The 18,532-nt window shown below is 59.4% G+C and carries 12 protein-coding genes; 1 reads left to right on the forward strand and 11 read right to left on the reverse strand.

All coding sequences use genetic code 11. The features are described from left to right. Positions 1-35: 35 nt before the first annotated feature. The 10 genes from NBH12_RS07075 to NBH12_RS07120 form a co-directional block, all read right to left on the reverse strand. Positions 36-1,178 carry an Ig-like domain-containing protein gene (locus tag NBH12_RS07075; protein WP_250819317.1) on the reverse strand — a complete coding sequence of 381 codons (1,143 nt, stop codon included), beginning with the start codon at positions 1,176-1,178 and terminating at the stop codon, positions 36-38. Beyond that, positions 1,166-3,418: an endo-beta-N-acetylglucosaminidase gene (locus NBH12_RS07080; protein ID WP_250819318.1), complete on the reverse strand. Its 2,253-nt coding sequence runs from the start codon at positions 3,416-3,418 to the stop codon at positions 1,166-1,168. Before NBH12_RS07080 ends, NBH12_RS07075 begins: the two co-directional genes overlap by 13 nt. Positions 3,419-3,652: 234 nt before the next feature. Next, entirely contained in the window at positions 3,653-5,932 is a 2,280-nt protein-coding gene (locus tag NBH12_RS07085) for a glycoside hydrolase family 3 protein (protein ID WP_016462842.1), read from the reverse strand. 158 nt (positions 5,933-6,090) lie between these two features. Next, a complete protein-coding gene (locus NBH12_RS07090; RefSeq protein ID WP_016462841.1) occupies positions 6,091-7,371 on the reverse strand; it encodes a glycoside hydrolase 5 family protein in 1,281 nt (426 codons plus the stop codon). A gap of 27 nt (positions 7,372-7,398) precedes the next feature. Next, entirely contained in the window at positions 7,399-8,238 is an 840-nt protein-coding gene (locus NBH12_RS07095) for a carbohydrate ABC transporter permease (RefSeq protein ID WP_007057343.1), read from the reverse strand. After that, a complete protein-coding gene (locus tag NBH12_RS07100) occupies positions 8,238-9,209 on the reverse strand; it encodes a carbohydrate ABC transporter permease (RefSeq protein WP_013410736.1) in 972 nt (323 codons plus the stop codon). The genes NBH12_RS07095 and NBH12_RS07100 overlap by 1 nt, the downstream gene beginning before the upstream one ends. After that, on the reverse strand, positions 9,206-10,498 hold the full coding sequence (locus NBH12_RS07105; RefSeq protein WP_007054407.1) for an ABC transporter substrate-binding protein: 1,293 nt from the start codon (positions 10,496-10,498) through the stop codon (positions 9,206-9,208). The genes NBH12_RS07100 and NBH12_RS07105 overlap by 4 nt, the downstream gene beginning before the upstream one ends. Positions 10,499-10,885: 387 nt before the next feature. Continuing rightward, entirely contained in the window at positions 10,886-14,038 is a 3,153-nt protein-coding gene (locus NBH12_RS07110; RefSeq protein WP_016462840.1) for an alpha-mannosidase, read from the reverse strand. Positions 14,039-14,159: 121 nt separating this feature from the next. Next, on the reverse strand, positions 14,160-17,279 hold the full coding sequence (locus NBH12_RS07115) for an alpha-mannosidase (protein WP_016462839.1): 3,120 nt from the start codon (positions 17,277-17,279) through the stop codon (positions 14,160-14,162). Between the two features lie 219 nt (positions 17,280-17,498). Beyond that, positions 17,499-17,642, reverse strand: coding sequence for an IS3 family transposase (locus NBH12_RS07120; RefSeq protein ID WP_230473570.1), 144 nt, complete (start codon positions 17,640-17,642; stop codon positions 17,499-17,501). 31 nt (positions 17,643-17,673) lie between these two features. Here NBH12_RS07120 and NBH12_RS07125 point away from each other — a divergent pair, with 31 nt between their 5' ends. Continuing rightward, complete coding sequence (locus NBH12_RS07125; protein ID WP_025263025.1) at positions 17,674-17,967, forward strand: hypothetical protein; 294 nt, start codon at positions 17,674-17,676, stop codon at positions 17,965-17,967. A gap of 328 nt (positions 17,968-18,295) precedes the next feature. Here NBH12_RS07125 and NBH12_RS07130 read toward each other — a convergent pair whose 3' ends face one another. Further along, positions 18,296-18,529, reverse strand: a complete 234-nt coding sequence (locus NBH12_RS07130; protein WP_014483672.1) for a hypothetical protein — start codon at positions 18,527-18,529, stop codon at positions 18,296-18,298. Positions 18,530-18,532: the final 3 nt, after the last annotated feature.

Consider the following 18,532-nt stretch of genomic DNA (forward strand, 5'->3'; position numbering starts at 1 on the left):
GCACGGGTATCAACGCACCCGCATACGCAGCGAAACTATTCCATCTTGCTACGAGCACGAAGCACCACCGTGCCCGCTCCGAGCAACACCACTGCGGCAGTCACAATCGCAATAATCGAAGAGCCCGTCTTACTCAGCGAAGAGTCCGATGCGCCATTCTTATCATTGTTCTTGTTGTTGTTCTGGCCAGGCTTGTTGTCGCCGGGCTTATTCGGCTTGTCCGGCTGGCCGGGCTTGTTCGGGGTCGCCGCGACCTTGGTGAATTCGATGGCGACACCCTCACCGATGGACTTGTCGCCCAGTGCGGCCTTCACCGTGTACTTGCCCACCTTCGTGGACACGACGTTCAGTGAAGCCACGCCAGCGGCATCAGTCTTGACAGTGGCGTTGCCGTCAACGGCCGTGACACCCTCGGGCAGCGTAAACGCCACCTCGGCGTTGGTCAGCGGATTGCCGAACGAATCCTTGACCGTTGCCTGAATCGTACGTGTAGCCTTGCCGTCGGCCACGGCCGAGCCGTCAACGGCGGTCAGCGTGGACTCCTTGGCATCCGGCTGAGTCGGGTCAGAGACCGTGCACTTGGCCAGTTCGTCGGCGGTCTGAATCTTCACCGGTTCGGTCTTGTTGCCGTTGTAATCCTCGACCTGCACCCACAGTTCATGGCCAGAGGGGATGGACTTGGTGTAAGAGCTCGGCGTAGTGCGACCACGGATGATGCCGGTGATTGGCGGAGTGCTCTGCGAGTAGGTGTAATTGGCACCCAGCTGCTTCTCCTGCTTTTCACCGTTCTCGTCAGTCCACTTCTCGGTCATGTAGAGGTAGCGCCAGTCTTGAGTCTCCGGACGGACCAGAGTGACTCTATCGCCATTCCATGTCACCGAGCAAGCCGGATACGGCTCAATGGTGGCATCGGCAAATACACCTGTTGCCGTGGCGGTAGTGCCGCCTGCGTTATCGACGGTCACCACATAGCGGGAACCGTCAACCGGCGCATTCGGAATCGTCGCTTCGCTCTTATCGGCAGAGACCTTGACGGTCTGGGAGTACGGCTGCGCGGCGTAACGCCACGAACCATTGTCAGACTTGACGGTCACGGTCTTCTCGCCGGATACCTGCGGATTGGTCCAGGAGACCTTGACGTTACCATCCTTGCCGGGTTCGACTTTCACGCCAGACACGGCCGCTCTTCGTTCAGCGGCGCTTCGGCGGCCAGCGAGCGCGAACCGTCCGCACCCACGGCGTACAGCTTCAGCGTGCCGGTCTTGGCAGGCAGGTGCTTGACGTACAGGGTGTCGTCGTAACGGCCACCGAGGAAGGTGTTGTCCAAGTAGAGCAGGTAGTTCTTGGCAGTAGAGTAATCGGCGAGATCCCACTTGACGGTCAGTTCGTCGGAGTTCGCGTAGGCGCGTTCCACTTGGAAGTTCGTCGGAGCAGCCGGCGTGTAGGCAGCACCGTCGGTGACGGTAATCTTGCCGATGTTCACCTGGTAATTGTCGATTGGGTTCGCCCCGGCCTTGACGATCAGGCCCAGGGTGGCGATCTTCTTACCCGCGTACTGAGAGAGGTCTACAGTTGCGGTCTTCCAGCCGTTGCTTGCCCCACCGTCTGCCATGTCCACCGGCACTATAGTCTTGGTGTCGTCGGCGAAAATGAGGCCGAGTTGCAGCTTGGAATCGTCGCTGTTGAGCTTGTTGTAGGTCAGTTCGACCTTGGAGCCGGCAGCGACGCTCAAGTCGGTCTTGTAGAGACGGACGGTGTTGTCGCTGGACAGCTTGCCGCTCAACACCAGCGAATCGCCGCCTTCGTAGCCGCCGACCTTGGTGTAGTTAAAGCGTGGTGCCGCTTCATATTTCTTGCCATAGTCGAAGTCGGCTTGCAGCGGGTCGGAATCGGCATCAATCCACCACTGCCATGTCGGCAGAATGTCTTGGAGGTTGATATTGCCCCACTGCTGGTTGCTGGTCTGTTCGCCGTTGTCTCGCCATTCGAGACCATGACCGGTGTTGAACGATGTGGAGAAGACCGGACCGCCGATGACGGAGCGCTCGGCGATCTGCGAAGCGAAACCCTTCCAGCTATCGCTGCTCGTACCATCATCAATATACGGATCAGATATATCCGTCGTGCCCTTCTCACCGGTGGACGAACCAGTCCACAGACGGCGTTCGCGGTCGAATACCTGGTTCTGATACTTCGGGTAGACCTTCTTGTCGTCACCCAACTCGTGGGAGACGAAATCGGTGCCAAGTGCCGCAAGGCTCACATAGGGCTTGCCGTCAGCGTCAAGGTTGACATTCATATAATTCGCGTTGCTGGCGATGCTACCAAATTTCTTCTGTCCGGCCTCGATACCCGCGAATACCGCGTACTTCGGATCAATGCCAAGGCTCTTGGCGTGATCAGCTGAATCTTGTAGCATGTTGCCGCTGAACCAGTAGTTCAGGAAGATCGAATCAGAGATTTTACCCTTGTTCGGATCCTGCACCCACGGCGAATTGGCATCGTTGAACATGTTTTGATAGCTGACGCCGCCATTCGGGTATGTGGCGGAGTCGTACCACTGGATATAAATGCCCTGATCGATGATCTGCTTCATGAAGTCTTGGTAGGCCGGCACATCAGCAGAATTCACACTGGATTCCTGGTTAACGAAGTAACCATCAAAACCATAGTACTTGGCAATCTCCACCAGCTTGTCAGCCACCGGATAGGTGCCGTCGGCACGCTTGCCTTGAAGCAGGTCCTTATAGGTCTGTTCTCCTCGGTCGTTGCCAGAATAGAAGATCGTCGCAATCGACTTCGCGCCATTCTTGTGCGCGACATTGGTATATGCGGCATTCGGCAGATTCAACGTACCGAACTCAAACCATTTCTGAGTCCAGTCAGACTGGGCCTTCTCGTCGTAGAGGCTCTTTGGCACGTTCGCAGTCGGCTGACCATGCCAGGTACCGTAATAATCCGTGTACTGCCAGTAGTTGAACAGGTACTGCGAGAACACGCTGTTGTCGTGGAACGACTCGAAGAACGCGTTGCCGTAGTCGCCAGCAAGGTTGAACATCTCCGTATCGGCCGGCAGGTTCGGGTCTTTCTGCGTCGCGGCGTTGGCGGCGATGCGGGTCTGCAACGGTACACGGGAGCGCAGGTATTCCGAGTCCTTATCCGCGTCCGGGTTCCAGTTCAGAATATCCAGACCGGTATAGCCATGCTGATATGGCTGGTTGGCTCCCGCAGACTGCTCCGGATGGCTGGTATCGGCATACTGGCCTCCCCACGGCATGGTGTCGGTGGCGCTTGCCGGTGCGGCCAATGCCGCCAGCGTGGCCATCGACAGCACCGCTGCCAAGCCAGACCGCAGCCATTTCCTGTGTCGAGTCCGAGCAGAAGCACGCCCAGCGTGATCACCTGATGACAATCTCATCCATAATCTCCTTTGATTTCCTCCGACTCACGCCGGAAATCAACCGTCTATGCGGCTTGAGTAGACGGGGGCTCAAACCGGTAGGACGGTTTGAGCCCACGGGATACGGCGATATTTCACCAACGCCATATCCCACATTCTCTTTTTCTCTCACCCACCGACCATATCGGCCGCAATGAGTAGGTCATGAGACTTACGGAACATACCCCTCTCCGACTTGTCTCATGCACATCGTCAGCGATGTATCACGATGCTTACGCTGGTATCGCAGTCGTCTGTATGTCGGGTATCATCGTTATTCAAAGCGGCTGTCAGGGCAAACGTCACACGCACATTGTCATCAGCTTCGTCCATCAGCCGTTCAAAGGGTACCGAGAACGATACCGCGTGGCTTTCGCCCGCCTCAAGCGTCAGGGCAACGGAATCGACCAGCACTGCCAAGCGTGGGATGCGACGACCGCCACTGACGTGTGCGAAGAGGTTCACCGAACCGGCCGTCTTATGGTCGCCGGCATGTGCCGTCACCTGCACCAACACCTCATTCGCGCGGGATTCGGCATCGGCATGCATCCCACTAAACGTCACTCCAGCCAAAGAACCGGCTCCGTAGCCAAACTCGCGCAATACCGGTTCCGCCGCATCCTTGTATACGTGGGCGGCACTTTGCCGGTCGTTGTATCGAACCGGAATGGCTGCGGGATGCGCAGGCAGCGTTACGGGAAGGCGGCCCGGCAAACCGGCACCGTCAATCAGCACATCAGCCACGGCCTGCGGACCATACTGGCCAGCATATCCGACCCAAATCGTCACGGCGGATTGACCTATTACATGAGTCAGCACATGCGCCCTGCCGCACACCACCACCGAAACAACCGGAGCGGTGGTCAATGCCACGACTTCGTCCAGCATTTCATCCTGGTGCCAAGGCAGACGGATGTCGGACAAATCCACGCCTTCACCGCAGGTGGCACCGTATTCGGCTACGGCCTTTGCCGCACCATTGTCGTCGAATTCACTGTCATAGCTGCGTTCGCTGGTGCTGCCGCATACGAATACCACGGCTGCCGCACTCGCCCACCGATCGGCCGACACATCGCTCGGCTTGACCGCCAAGCAAACCCGGTCTTTCCCAAGGCGTGCCACCAATTGCCGGTAGATGCTTGACTGCTTATCGGCGGGCAGAGGGGCGGTGTAATCGCCCAGGAAGCAGCCGAAATCGTCGGCGAATGGGCCGGCGACAATCACAGGGCCGGCTTGGGCATCGGTCAGCACACCCCGAATGCTGTCGAGCGTAACGGCAGAGCGGCCATCATTAATCAGCGTTATCGCCTCGCGGGCCATGCGCTTGGCCTGCTCACGCCCATCCGCAGTGGCCTGCGCGATGGCATCGGCATCTGGCATGGCAATTGCGGCGGTATCGGCACCATCTTCGGGCAAGAGACCGAACATGGCTTTGAGCTCCAGCACACGACGCAATGCCGTATCGACGGCGGCCGCCACCTGTTCGTCATCCACATATTCTTCGAGGCGCGCGAATCCTTCATCCCACAGGGAGACATCCACACCGGCAAGCAGTGCGGCGCGTCCGGCAGCGGGAATGGAGCCGGCCATATCTTCAAGCCGGTCCACGGCCAGACCATCGGCCATCACGATGCCATCAAAACCGAGCTGGTCACGCAGATAATCCTCGAGCAACCACGGGTTGGCACAACAAGGCACGGAATCGATATCGTTGTAGGCAGCCATAAAGCCCAAGGCACCGGCACGCACGCCAGCGGCCACCGGCGGCAGATGAATCTCGTGAAGATCGTGCGGGCCCAATACGGCGGACTGCCCGTTGCGGCCACCCACAGCCTCGCCTTGCGCCGCCAAATGCTTGAGCACCACGGCCACTCCCCCGCGGCCGACCTTGCTGCGATGCTCACCCTGCATACCGGTAACGATGGCCTCGCACATGCGGGAGGCCATCAGCGGGTCCTCGCCGAAGCATTCCTCGCAACGGCCCCAACGCGGGTCGCGGGCGATGTCCAAACCGGATACCAATGCAATATGAATACCGCTGGCTGCCAGTTCCGCGGCGACTGCGGCTTCCGCTTCCTGCACTCCTTGCGAATCGAATGTGGCACCCAATCCCAGATTGGTGGGCAGCACCGCGCCGCCCAGCGCCTGATGCCCGTGAGGAGCCTCTTCGCTGAGCAATACGCCGATGCCATGTGCACCGCGCTCCAACACGGTTTGCTGCACCACGGCAACCGCCTCAGGCCGTTCCTCAGGGCGTATGCCATTGCCCCAATGCTGGCCCGACCACGGGTCAGCTCGCAGCAGGCCGTACAAAGCGCCAAGCCCGCCCCACCGGTCGATCTCTTGCTTGAGCTCGTCTGAGGCCACAAGCCGTCCTGCGGCATTGCGTTCTACGGACTTCCAACCGAACAGACGCTGGTTCAGCTGACCAACCTTCTGCGTGAAGCTCATCGAATCAATGAGTCGGTCCACTGCGGCGTGATTGATGCTCATCGGGTGCGCCCCCTCTCGTATATAACTTCTCGTTCTTCCCGCTCTTCGGCGAGTACAGGGTCTTATGTTGTGCACTGCGCACCGTAATTGTGCGCAGTGCAATTGAAAATATCCGGTTGCGGAACAAGGAGTAGATGATTCCACAACCGGATATCGGTTTAGTCAGCCGTTTCGAACGATGGGTCCGAAACCGCAGTGTAGTAGCGGGCGGCGTAGGGGTGCTCGTCGGCGTGCAATTCAAGGATGCCGCGACGCGCGAGTTCCGCCTGATCGGCCGCCACCTGCGAGGTGATGATGGTCGGGCGCTGGCCTGCCACCTGCAGCTTCATCCACAGGTCGCACACCGAACCTCCCGGGCCGAGCGCACTGCGGTTCACCGGGTTTCCGGCCTCGTCCACATCAACCACCACGGCGACGGTCTTCGGCTGAGCCGGCAATGCGGAACGGTACTGTGCGGCGAGCTCCCCGAACGTACGGCCAATCGGCTTCAGCTGGCCTTGCTCGTCGAACAAGCCCAGAGAGTGCTCAAAGAACGGGAAGTCTTCCATGCTGGCGGGCACATCGTGCGAGCACCACCACGTCACACCCCACAGGTTCCGGCAATCCATGGCACGTTCAACGGTCTTGCGGCAGAATTCCGGCGTGTAGTCGGTTTCCAGCACATTCTCCGGCGCACCGACTTCCTGAAGCCACACCGGACGCTCGGAATCCTTGCCGAACGCCTTGGCCAGCTCAGCCAAGTACAGTGCGTACGACGAACATTCCTCACTGGTAGCGCCGTATCCTTGCGCGATACCGTTAAACACCCAGGAGTGAATCACGGTCATATCGCCCTTGGTGGCAGACTGCACCGGCGTGAACGGGTGCCCGTCAATGAACCAAGTGCCATCGTTGACGCTGTACAGTGCGTTATGCCCTTCGCCGGCAACGGCCGGAAGCAGTGCATTCAGCCATGCATCGATCTGCTGGCTCGTGGCGCTCATCTTCGTAGGATGCGGCCTGTCAGACAGCTGATTGACCTCGTTGCCCAAGGTAAGGCCCTTGAACGCGGGTTCCTTGGACAGCTCATCGGTCATGGTCTTGACCAGTTCACGCTCGGCCGCAACGGCGTCCGCATCGGTGAACATGTTGCCCGCATGCCAGGTGACCAGCCATGAAGGCAGGAAGTCGAAGCTGGACAGATGCCCTTGGAACACGTCCACATAGGCATCCAAACCGTGCTCGCCGGCGGTGTGCACCATGCGGCGCACATCCGCCACGCCCTTCTTGTTGATCCAAGTGCGATTAGGTTGCAGATACGGCCAGATCGGGAAGATGCGCACATGGTCCATACCCAGTTCGCTGATCTGCTTGAGATCGTTGTCGATGCCGTCCCAGTCCGGGTCGAGCCATGCGTGGAACCAGCCATGCGACGGCGTGTAGTTGACTCCGAATTTCATTGGAGTATCTCCTTTTTTCCAGTCCGCTCAGCCCTTGAGTCCGCCCTGTTCCAAGCCACGGAAGAAGTAGCGCTGGAAGCAGCAGAAGAAGACGATGATCGGGATAAGCGAGACGAGCGCGCCGGCGGCAATCAGTCGCGGATCTTGGATGAACATGCCCTTGAGTCGGTTCATGCCGAGGGTCAAGGTGTACTTGCTTTCATCGGAGATCGCGATCAACGGCCACAGGAAGTCGTTCCAGGCACCGACGAATGCGAAGATGCCGACAACGGTCATCGTGCCTTTGACCTGCGGTACACAGATGTGGAAGAACCGCTGCCATAGGTTGGCACCGTCCACCATGGCCGCCTCTTCGAGTTCCATTGGAATGGATCTGAAGGCGTTGGTCATGAGCAGGATGTTGATGGCACCGCACAGGCCAGGCAGTGCGACTGCCAGCAGCGTGTTCTGCAGGTGGATGGAGCGAATGATCAGGAACTGGGAGATCATCACGCCTTCGATCGGGATGACCATGGTGCCCATGAACATGGTGAACACCAGTCCGCGGCCACGCCACTTCAGGCGTCCCAGTGCGTAGCCGGCCATCGTGGAGAAAACCACGTTGCCGAAGATGGAGATCAGGCAGACCACCAGCGTGTTGAGCATGTAGTGGAATACCGGGACCTGCTTGAACACGGAAATGTAATTCTCCAGCGTCGGGGTCTTCGGCATCAGGTAGGGAGGCACGGCGTAGACGTTGTCGCCCTTGCCCTTGAACGACAGGGACAGTTCCCAGACGAACGGGCCGACGAGCAGCAGGAACATCAGAATCAGAATCAGATACTGGACGACTTTGCCGACAGTGACCTTATGCGTGTTGGTATTCATCAGTCCTCACCTCGCTTTTGTAAGATCTGCTGCACGATGAGCATGACGCCGACGATGACGAGCACGACGATGGAGATGGCGCTCGCGTAACCAGTGCGGGCCTGGATACCGGTGCCTTCGCGCTTGATAAGCATCGACATCGTCATATCCATGCCGCCGGGGCCTGCGGAGCCGTTGGTCAACACGTAGATCTCGTTGAAGACTCGGAATGCGGCGATGGTGGACAGCATCATGATGAGCATCATCGTGGAGCGCACGCCGGGCATTGTCACGTAGATGAACTGGCGGACAGGGCCAGCGCCGTCGAGGGAGGCGGCTTCGTAAAGGGATTCATCGATGTTGGCGAGGGCGGTCAGGTAGATGACCATGTAGTAGCCGAGGCCCAGCCAGATTGTCACGAACATCGAGCTGAAGAGCACGCCCCATCGATCGGTGAGGAATGGAATCGGCTTGGAGATGATCTTCAATGCCTTGAGCACGGAGTTGACCAGACCGGCGGAATCCAGCAGGTTGGTCCAGATCATGCCCACCACAACGGCGGACATAACCACCGGCATGTAGAAGGCGGTGCGGAAGAAGCCCATGATTCGGGAGTTACCCTTGACCAGATAGGCCAGAATCAACGGGAGGATCACCATGAACGGCACTACGCAGATCACGTAGATCGTGGAGTTGAGCAGTGCGGTGAGGAAGTACTCGTCGTGGAACAGTTTGATGAAGTTTTCGAATCCGACGAATTTGCCCGGACGGAGCAGCGTGGAATCGGTGAAGGCAAGCCTGAAAGTGTTGAGTGCCGCGAGGACGATGAAAACAAACACAATCACGAATGCGGGCAGAACAAACAAGTAAGGGGCAATGATGGTGCCGAACTTGCGATCCTGCTTCTTGCCGTGACGCGTATTCATCGGTTCAGGCCGGTCGGAGGCCGTGCGGGCCTCCGACCTGTCAGCGGCGAGTGCCGCGTTGCTCACTGTGCGAGCTTCTCGTTTGCGAACTCGACGGACTTGTCAAGGGCTTCCTTGGCGGTCTGCTTGCCCTGCATGGCGAGGGCGATCTGCTGCTGGAAGTTCTTGTAGCCGTTGTTGTCAGTAAACTCGGCCGGACGAGAACCGTAGCCGTCCTTGACCTGGTCGAGCGTGATCTTCAGAGCCTTGCCCTCAAGGGTGCTCTCGTCAATGCTCTTGTAGTAGTCGTCATCCAGACCACCCTTAGCGGACGGGAACACGGAGGCCTTCTTGTCGAACTCGATCTGGTTCTTCTCGTTGGTCACAAAGCGGGCGAAGTCGATGGCGACGTCGGGGTGCTTCGAGTTGGCGCTGATGCCGAGCATCTCGTAGGCCACGGAAGCGGACTTGCCGTCGTTGCTGATACGCGGGCCGACTGCGAGGTTCTTGTAGAGGTCCGGAGCGTTCTGCTTAAAGCCGTCAGCGGAGTAGGCGGAGCCGGCCATGGAGACCAAGTTGCCGCGCTGGAAGAGATCGGCGGCCTGGCTCCAAGAGGAGTCGAGGGCCTCCGGCGGGATGCCGCCCTTCTTGTACAGCTCAACGAAGCGGCTGATCTGCTTGACACCGGCCTCATCATTGAAGGTGTACTTGCTGTGGTCATCATTCATGAAGGACTTGACGCCTGCGGTCATCAGATCTTCGGCGTTGTAACCCATCGTGGTGCCCAGGTAGACATCCTTGCAGTTCTGCACGATGGTGTCGCCGGCGGCGAAGTATTCATCCCATGTGGTCGGAATCTTGTTCGGATCAAGGCCGCACTTCTGCATGAGCTCGGTGTTCCAGTAGGTCGGGCCATCGTTGACATACCATGGCAGGCCGTAGGCACCCTTCTCGACGCCATTGCCCTGCATGGTCACGGACTTCCATGCGCCTTCGTAGTAGTCCTTTTCCGCATCCGGAGCCTGCTTGGAGACATCGAGCAGCGCGCCAGCCTTGGCCAGACCGTACAGGATGGAGTTGCCGCCGTCGACAATGTCCGGCAGTTCGCCGGCCGCAGCCTGGCTGGACAGCTTGTCTTCGTAACCATCGGACGGGGCGTCAAGCCACTTGACGGTGACATCCGGGTGGTCCTTCTCATAGGCCTTGATCAGCGCCTCGAAATACGGGGTGTACTTGTCGTTCTTGAGGTTCCAGGTCTGGAAGGAGATCTCCTTCTTGCCGCCGTCATCCCCCGCAGTTCCGCTACCACAGGCAGCCACCGATACGAGCATCGCACCGGCACCGGCGATGGCGAGGATCTTCTTCATAGAAAACATACGTTTTCCTTTCCTTTTGGTTCCTTTTTCGCCCCGCCCTGCTGTGGACGGAGAAAACCTAATCGTTGTGTTCCGGTACAGTCACCCGTCGCGGTGATTGACGTGGTATCACAACCTTTATTCAGTTCTCATCGCTGAGACTAAACCGTTTTAGTTTCCAGCCAGCTGTGAACCTGTTAACTAAATCGGTTTAGTAAGAATATAACACAATCGAAACATGCACGCAACGAATTCATCCGCGCGTGTCGCATTGATATTTGCCCAACGAAATCGTCCCCTCTTCTCATACAACAATGGGCCGCGCCCAACCGTATGGCAGAGCCGGTCTACTCCGGTTCCGTTACGGTTGGGCGCGACCCAAAATATCGAGCCTAGGCCCAATATCCCTTATCGGCGAATACGCAGCGTGGTGAGCTGGAACGGCGCCAACGAGACGACCGCACCGTCGGCAGGCATCGGCTCGTCGCCGGCGAGCGCGCGCGGCAATTCGGCGTCCAGTTCCGGCTCCTCCATGAGATTCACCTCCTGCACGCTGGCCTTAGCATCGGCGAGAGCGGCGTCAAGGCGTAGTGCGGCCGCGGCATTGCCGCCGGCGGCCTCGTACAGGCGCACAATCAGATCGTCGGAACCGTCATCGGCGAGCTTGACCCAGTCCAATACGATGGTGCCGGTGACGTCGGTGAGCGAGACCAGCGGGGCCAAGTCAGGCAACTCCCCTATTACAGGGCTGTTGAGTCGCGCCGCCTCGTCCAGCACTGCGTTCATATCGGCGTCAGCGACCAGAGACCATGCGAAGGAGTGCGCGCCTTGGTCGGTGCGTGGGTCAGGGTACAGCGGTGCGGACAGCAGCGACAACCGCACCATGGTGCCGCGGCCGGTGCCATGTGCCGTATCGGCGTGGATGGGGCTGACGTCGGAGCCGTAGGTGGAGGCGTTGACCACAGCGGCGGCATAGTCGGCGTCGGCGATACGCACGAAGCGATGCGTGCAGCTTTCGAATTTGGCATCATCGCTGCGCGTGTTCTTATTGATCGGGCGTTCGACCAGGCCGTATTGGCATTCATATTGCGCGTTCACCGCTTGCACGGTGACCGGCATATCCACTTTGAGGAACTGTTCGACGGCATGCCAGTCCACATCGGCGGTGAAGTCCAGTGTGACGGAGCCCGGCCTTAAGGCAATGCCCGTACGAATTTCAACGCCCTTCGCGCGAGTGACAGCATGCACGACGGCCCCACCGTTGGCGGTTTCATCCACGCTTGTAATCGATGCCTCGCTGAGCGCGTTGGCGGTGAGGAATGCATCGCGTTGAATATCCCAGGCGTCCCAGTGGAAGGGTTCGTCTTTGAGCATTTCGTAGCGGCCCAGTCGGGTGCCGGCTGGCACCAGTTCACGATTGGCTCGCTGATCGAGAACCGACGATACAGTGCCGTCGGCTTCAATGCGCACGTGCAGTTGGCCGTTGTCGAGCACAATCGTATCGCCGTCATGGGTAACGGCGACCCGAGCCATGGATGCGGTTCCCGCTTCGGCTCGGCTCGAAGCCGGGCGTACCACCCACGCCTCACAGGCTTGGCGGGAATATGGGGCAATTACGGCGTCGGTTATGGTTGCGTCATCGGGTTCCACGGCTGTGATCGCGCGCCCGGCTTCAAGGGCGATCTCGTTCAGCCAAGCGATGTCACGCGCGTATTCGGCCCGCGCCTGACGGTGTACCCATGCGATGGCCGAACCGGGCAGAATGTCGTGGAACTGGTTCAGGAGCAGCGTTTTCCAAATACGGTCCAGCTCTTCGCGCGGATAGACATAGTCCGGGTTCTTGATGCGGGCCGCGGCGCACAGGTATTCGGCGACGCGCAGCATCGACTCCTCCTGGCGGCAGCCGCGCTTCATGTCCTGCTGGGCGGTGAGGGTGGCACGGTGCAGTTCAAGGTACAGTTCGCCCTTGAACACCGGGGTCTCTCCTTGCGCATCGTCGACGATATCCTTATGCACGCGGTCGAACAGTTGGTCGGGAGTACCGAATTCGATTTTCGGCGCACCGGCGAGATCATGGTCGCGCCGGATGCGTGCGGTCATCTCACGGGTGGGGCCGCCGCCGCCATCGCCGAAACCGTAGAGCAGGATTGCGTTGCGGGAAAGATCCTTGTCCAGGAAATTGCGCTGCGAATACATGAGCTCGCGCATGCTCATCGACGAGCAGTAGGTGTCAGAGGGCGGGAAATGCGTGAGGATACGAGTGCCGTCGATGCCCTCCCACATGAAGGAGTGGTGCGGGAACTTGGTGGTGTCGTTCCACGAGATCTTCTGCGTGAGGAACCAGTCGAATCCTGCACGGCGGGCGATCTGCGGCCAGGAGCCGGTGTAGCCGAAACTGTCCGGTAGCCAGATGCCACGCGGCGTGACGCCGAGATGCTCCTTGAAATATCGGCGGCCGAACGTGATCTGCCGCACCAATGATTCGCCGGAAGGAATCATGTTGTCAGATTCCACCCACATGCCGCCGACCGGGATGAACCGGCCTTCTTCGATGCGTCGCTTCATTCGTGCGAACAGGTCGGGGTGTTCTTCTTCCAGCCATGCGTACTGCTGGGCGGAACTCATCGCATACGTGAAGTCCGGGTCTTCGTCCATCAAAGCCAGCACGTTGGATACGGTACGGGCCACTTTGCGGCGTGTCTCGCGCACCGGCCATAGCCATGCGGAGTCGATATGCGCGTGGCCGATGGCAATGTGGTTGATTGCGCTGGATGCAGCCGGTTCGGCGAGCACGCCGGCGAGCGCCGCACGGGCTGCCGGCACGGTTTCCAAGTCGCGTTCATCGTAGATGTTCAAGGAGCGTTGCAGCGCTTTGGCGAGCTGCCAGTAGCGCGGGTCGTCGTCTTTGAGTTCGCGAATCAGGGAAGATACGGTTTCCAAGTCCATGTCATAGGCAAACACGTCTTCGTTGAAGATGGTGATATCCATGCGACTCAGTGTGTATGGGAAGTCACAGGTGCCGGTGGCCTCTTCGCCGAGTTCGGTGGGTGAGAACGGGGTGGGGCCTTCGACGAATGGGTTGGCGGCGGCTTCGATATAGACGGTGAAGTCGCCATGTTCATCGAGTTCTACAGTGCTGCTGCCGTCCGCGTAGACGAGTGGAATCCAGTGGTTGCGTGGGTTCGCGGATTTGATGGCGGTGCCGTCGGCACGATAGACAAGTCCCTCGGATTGGAATCCGGGGCCGCGGTGATCGAGCCAGCCGAGGTCTACCATGAGTTCGACTTTTCGTCCTTTGACCGCCGCCATGTCGATGTGGCCGTTCACCTCGAACCATGTGGTGCCCCATGTGGTGCCCCAGACGCCGGGAACGCGGAAAGGTTCGAAGGGCACTTGGCCGTTGCGCACTTTGGCTAGAAATTCGCTGGAGGGCACCGGTTCACCAGGATTGTGGAACGAGCGCAAGGTGCATGCGGCGAGTGTGGTGTGGATATGCGGTTTGACGCGCTGCTGCATGACGCGGTCGCAGCGCTCCAACTGCTGATTGGGCAGAAGAAACATGGAGAGTTCTCCTTTGCTGTGTCTGGTGGTAGGGGTGGGAGGGATGGTAATTGGAGAAACCGTAATACGACATACTTCTGCCCCCTCATGGTACAAGGAGGCAGAAGCGTCAGGCGAAAATTCAGCGCGTGATACGCAGGGTGGCGAGCTGGAACGGGCCGAAGTGCAGTGTGGCGCCTTCGGCGTTCTGTCTACCGTCTTGCAGCGCGACCGGCAGGTCGGCGGCCAGATCGTCGCCTTCCAACACGTTGGTCTCATGCACCGAAGCGCCTGCGAGCGCCGGGCAGACATGCAGCGTGGCATCGGCCCTGCCGCCGGCCGCCTCATAGGCACGTACGATCAGGTCGCCGGAACCATCATCGGCCAGCTTCATCCAGTCCAGCACCACGGTGCCATTGACGGACTCGATCGAGGCGAGCGGCGTGATATCGGGCACATCATGGAGTACCGGTGCGTTGAGCACACCGGCGGCGTCAAGCGCACGGTCCACCGTGGCGTCGGCCACCACGGACCAGTCGAACTCGTGCGAGCCGATATCGGTGCGCGGGTCGGGGAAGGTCGGCGCGGAGAGCAATGACAGTCGGAACATAGTGCCCGAGTCACGACCTTCGGCGGAGTTCCCGGCGATCGGTGAAGCATCGGACCCGTATACCGATCCGTTGATGACGGCCACGGCGTAACCGGCATCACCGATAATGGCGAAACGGTTCGTGCTGCTCTCATACTTGGCTTCGTCGGATGCGGTGTTTTTGACAATTGGGCGGCGGATCAGACCATACTGGCAGTCGTAGGTCGCCTGATCGGCCACAATGCCCAGAGGCAGATCGACCTTGAGGAAGCGCTCGCGTTCGTGCCAATCGATATCGGCATGGAAGTCGAGCGTGTGCGAGCCGGGGCGTAGCGTGATGGTGGTGGTAATGACGGTATCACCGTCGGCGGTATGCACGTGGACCTGTGCCGCACCGTTTTCGGTATTCACCGACTCGATTGATCCGGTCACGGCATTCGCCATGAGCAGGGATTCGCGTTCGATCTCCCACGCATCCCAAACGGCGGGCTCGTCCTTCAACAGCTCGTATCGGCCCAGTCGGGTGCCGGCCGGGACCAGTTCATGGTTATGCTCCTCATCAAACAGCGAAGAAATCGTACCGTCGGCCTCGATGGTGACGGACAGTACACCGTTGGCCAGAAGTACACGGCCGTTGTCCAGCGTCTGAGTCAGCACGGAAAGCGCGTCGGTCGGTTCGTTGATGCGGTCGGCACGCCAAGACGAGCCGTCATTGCGGAACTGACTGATGCGGGCCTCGGCGAGCAAGTCGGCCTGCGGGTTGACCTTGCGCAGCACGGCGCACATGTCTTGGGCGATTTCAGCGAGACGCTTCAGGTCACGGCGATAGTCCTCGCGGGCTTCGCGGTGCACCCATGCGATGGATGACCCCGGCAGCACGTCATGGAACTGGTTAAGCATCAGGGTCTTCCAGATACGGTCCAGTTCTTCGCGCGGATAGTCATAGTTCGGGTCGGCCAACGTGGCGGCTGCGCCCAGGTATTCGACCGTGCGCAACAGCGATTCCTCTTGGCGGCAGCCGCGTTTCATGTCCTGTTGCGAGGTCAAGGCGCCACGGTGCAGTTCGAGATACAGCTCGCCCTTCCAGACGGGCATTTCCGGGCCGGCGTTCTTTGCAAGCTGCTGATGCGCCTTGTCGAAGAAGTCGTTCGGCTCTTCGATGCTCACCTTGGAGACGCCTTCGAGGTTCTCGTAGCGGTGCAGGTGCTCCATCATGTTGCGCGTGGGGCCGCCACCGCCATCACCGAAACCGAAGAGCAGAAGCGAGCGGTCGGCGAGATCCTTGTCTTGGAAGTTCTTCTCGGCGTAGTCGAGTTCCTGAACCTTGCACCAAGCAGCATAAGTATCCGCCGGCGGGAAGTGGGTGAAGATGCGCGAGCCGTCGATGCCTTCCCACATGAACGAGTGGTGCGGGAACTTGGTGGTATCGTTCCACGAGATCTTCTGCGTGAGGAACCATTCGTACCCGGCACGGCGGGCGATCTGCGGCCATGCGCCGGTGTATCCGAAGCTGTCCGGCAGCCATACGCCCTTGGGCTCCACACCGAGATGTTCCTTGAAGTATTTGCGGCCATATGCAATCTGGCGAATCAGCGATTCGCCGGCGGGCAGCATGCCATCGGCTTCCACCCACATGCCGCCGACCGGGATGAACCGACCTTCTTCGATGCGCTGTTTCATGCGCTTGAAGATGTCCGGATGATCCTCTTCCAGCCAGGCGTACTGCTGGGCGGAGCTCATCGCGTATTTGAAGTCGGGGTCGGCGTCCATCAGAGCCAATGCGTTGGATACGGTGCGGGCCACCTTGCGGCGTGTCTCGCGCACCGGCCACAGCCATGCGGAGTCGATATGTGCGTGGCCGATGGCGCTGACGTTCATGGCCGAGGCGTTGGCCGGCTTGGCCAGTACGCCGGCGAGTGCAGCGCGCGCGGCTTCCACGGATTCGGGGTTGCGCTCGTCGTAGGCGTTCAGCGAGCGCTGCAGCGCTTTGGCGAGTTGCCAGTAGCGCGGCGACTGCTTGTCGGCGAGTTCCATCAGGGAGCTCACCACGTCAAGATCCACGGAGTAGTTCTCGTAGCGTTCATCGAATTCGGTCAGATCGGCGGACTTGAATACGTACGGCTCATCCGGCTTGCCGGTGGCATGGTCGCCCAGTTCAGTCTCAACGAACGGAGGTACACCGAGCAGGAGCGGGTTGCTGGCGGCTTCGAGGTACAGGGTGAAGCTGCCGTCTTCGGCGACCGACACTTGCGCGTTGCCTTCAGCATCCATGAACGGCACCCAATAGTTGAGCGGGTGTACAGCTTTGATGGCGGTGCCGTCGGCACGGTAGACGAGGCCCTCGATATGGCCGCCGCAGGAGTGCGAGTACCAGCCGAGGTCGAGGATGAGCTCCAGCGGTTTGCCTTTCGGGTAGCCGGCCGGCACAGTACCGGTCAGGCGGAACCAGACCGTGCCCCATGTGGTGCCCCATTCGCTGCCGAGCGTAAACGGCTTGAAGTCGATGTCCCCTCGATTGAGCTTCGCGAAGAACTCGTCAGTGGGCATTGGCTCTCCGGGAATGTCAAAGGACTCCACCGCAAGCTGTGCGATCGATGGGTGGATATGAGGGTCCACGCGCTGACGCACTATGCGCTTGCACCGCTCCAGTTGCTGTTCAGGTTTCAGGAACATCTGCTGTTCACTCCCCTTATCTCTGCCGCTTGTGCGGCCACATCATTGTGCTGCCCGTTCATGGGAAACATATCTACATGCGCCATCGCCCGCAGAAGACTAAAGCGCTTTAGTAACATATTGGAAGGAACAGGATATGATGTCAAATCATTATCGCAATTCAGCGTGTTCCGTCAGGCATGTCCAAGATGAATTGGCAACGGTGTGTTGGACGGTTTCTTAGAGGATGAGTCCCTGTTCAGTGAATTCCTTCGGACTCCGGTATCCGAGGGTGGAACGGAGCCGCCGGTTGTCGGACCACCACACGTAGTCGTCGGGGTCGTGCCTCAGCTGCTCGATCGCGGCGTAGTGGTTCCGGCACACGAGCTCCTTCCTCAGCAGCCTGTCCGTCGCCGTGAACAGCTACCAACGCATCGTCAGGGAGCACCACCGGGACACCGCGGAACTGCTCGCCTACCGTTACCTGCCAACGGACGACCCGACGGCAATCCGCACCCTCATCGCCCGAAAGGAACGCCAGATCGGCAAGCTCCGCGACGAGGTGGACCGGCTCAAGCTGATCCTGCCCGAACATGATACCGGAAAACCGGAAAACCGACACAACGGAATGACGGAACACTGGAATACCGGAACCGATGGAGACCGATATACCAAAAACCGGAACACCAAGAAACCGAGACCGGCATGACGGAACGGGGCAAACGAAACAGCCTTGCATACCCCACATCTAAGTGTTGTGGCACCCATCGCCGCAACACTTAGATGTGGGGTATGCCGACCCCTGACACATAGCCAGCCACGTCGAAAATCAGGTCGACAACCCATTTTTTCGTATAGACAACACCATGGTGCGCAGACGCCATAATCCTCCCGAAATCAGATAGTCCCCATTGTTGCCTGGCGGAAAACCACTACCGAGGTTTTCTCACTGGCGGCGAGTATCAACACGAACCGTGGAATGACGCCACATATACGCCACCAGTGCGCCGCACCTTGAGCGCAACCCACAGGGCAGATCAGAACAGGTCTCCTTGGACCATTCCATCTGGCACAGGCATCGGCTTGCGGAATTCCGAAAGTTCCGGAGTGTATGCCTGCTGTTCTTTCCATTCGCGGACGAGCTTTTGCCGCCAGCCTTTCGACGGAGGCCACGGCACGCCCCATTGGGCCAGTTGGGCTTTGGTCCAGCCGCCGGCGGGAGTGCGCCGCGCTTCGATTTCCGTCGGCGAGGGAATGCGCGTTTCAGACATGGA

This window comes from Bifidobacterium sp. M3-N-101, assembly GCF_023656805.1.
Lineage (GTDB): Bacteria > Actinomycetota > Actinomycetes > Actinomycetales > Bifidobacteriaceae > Bifidobacterium > Bifidobacterium breve.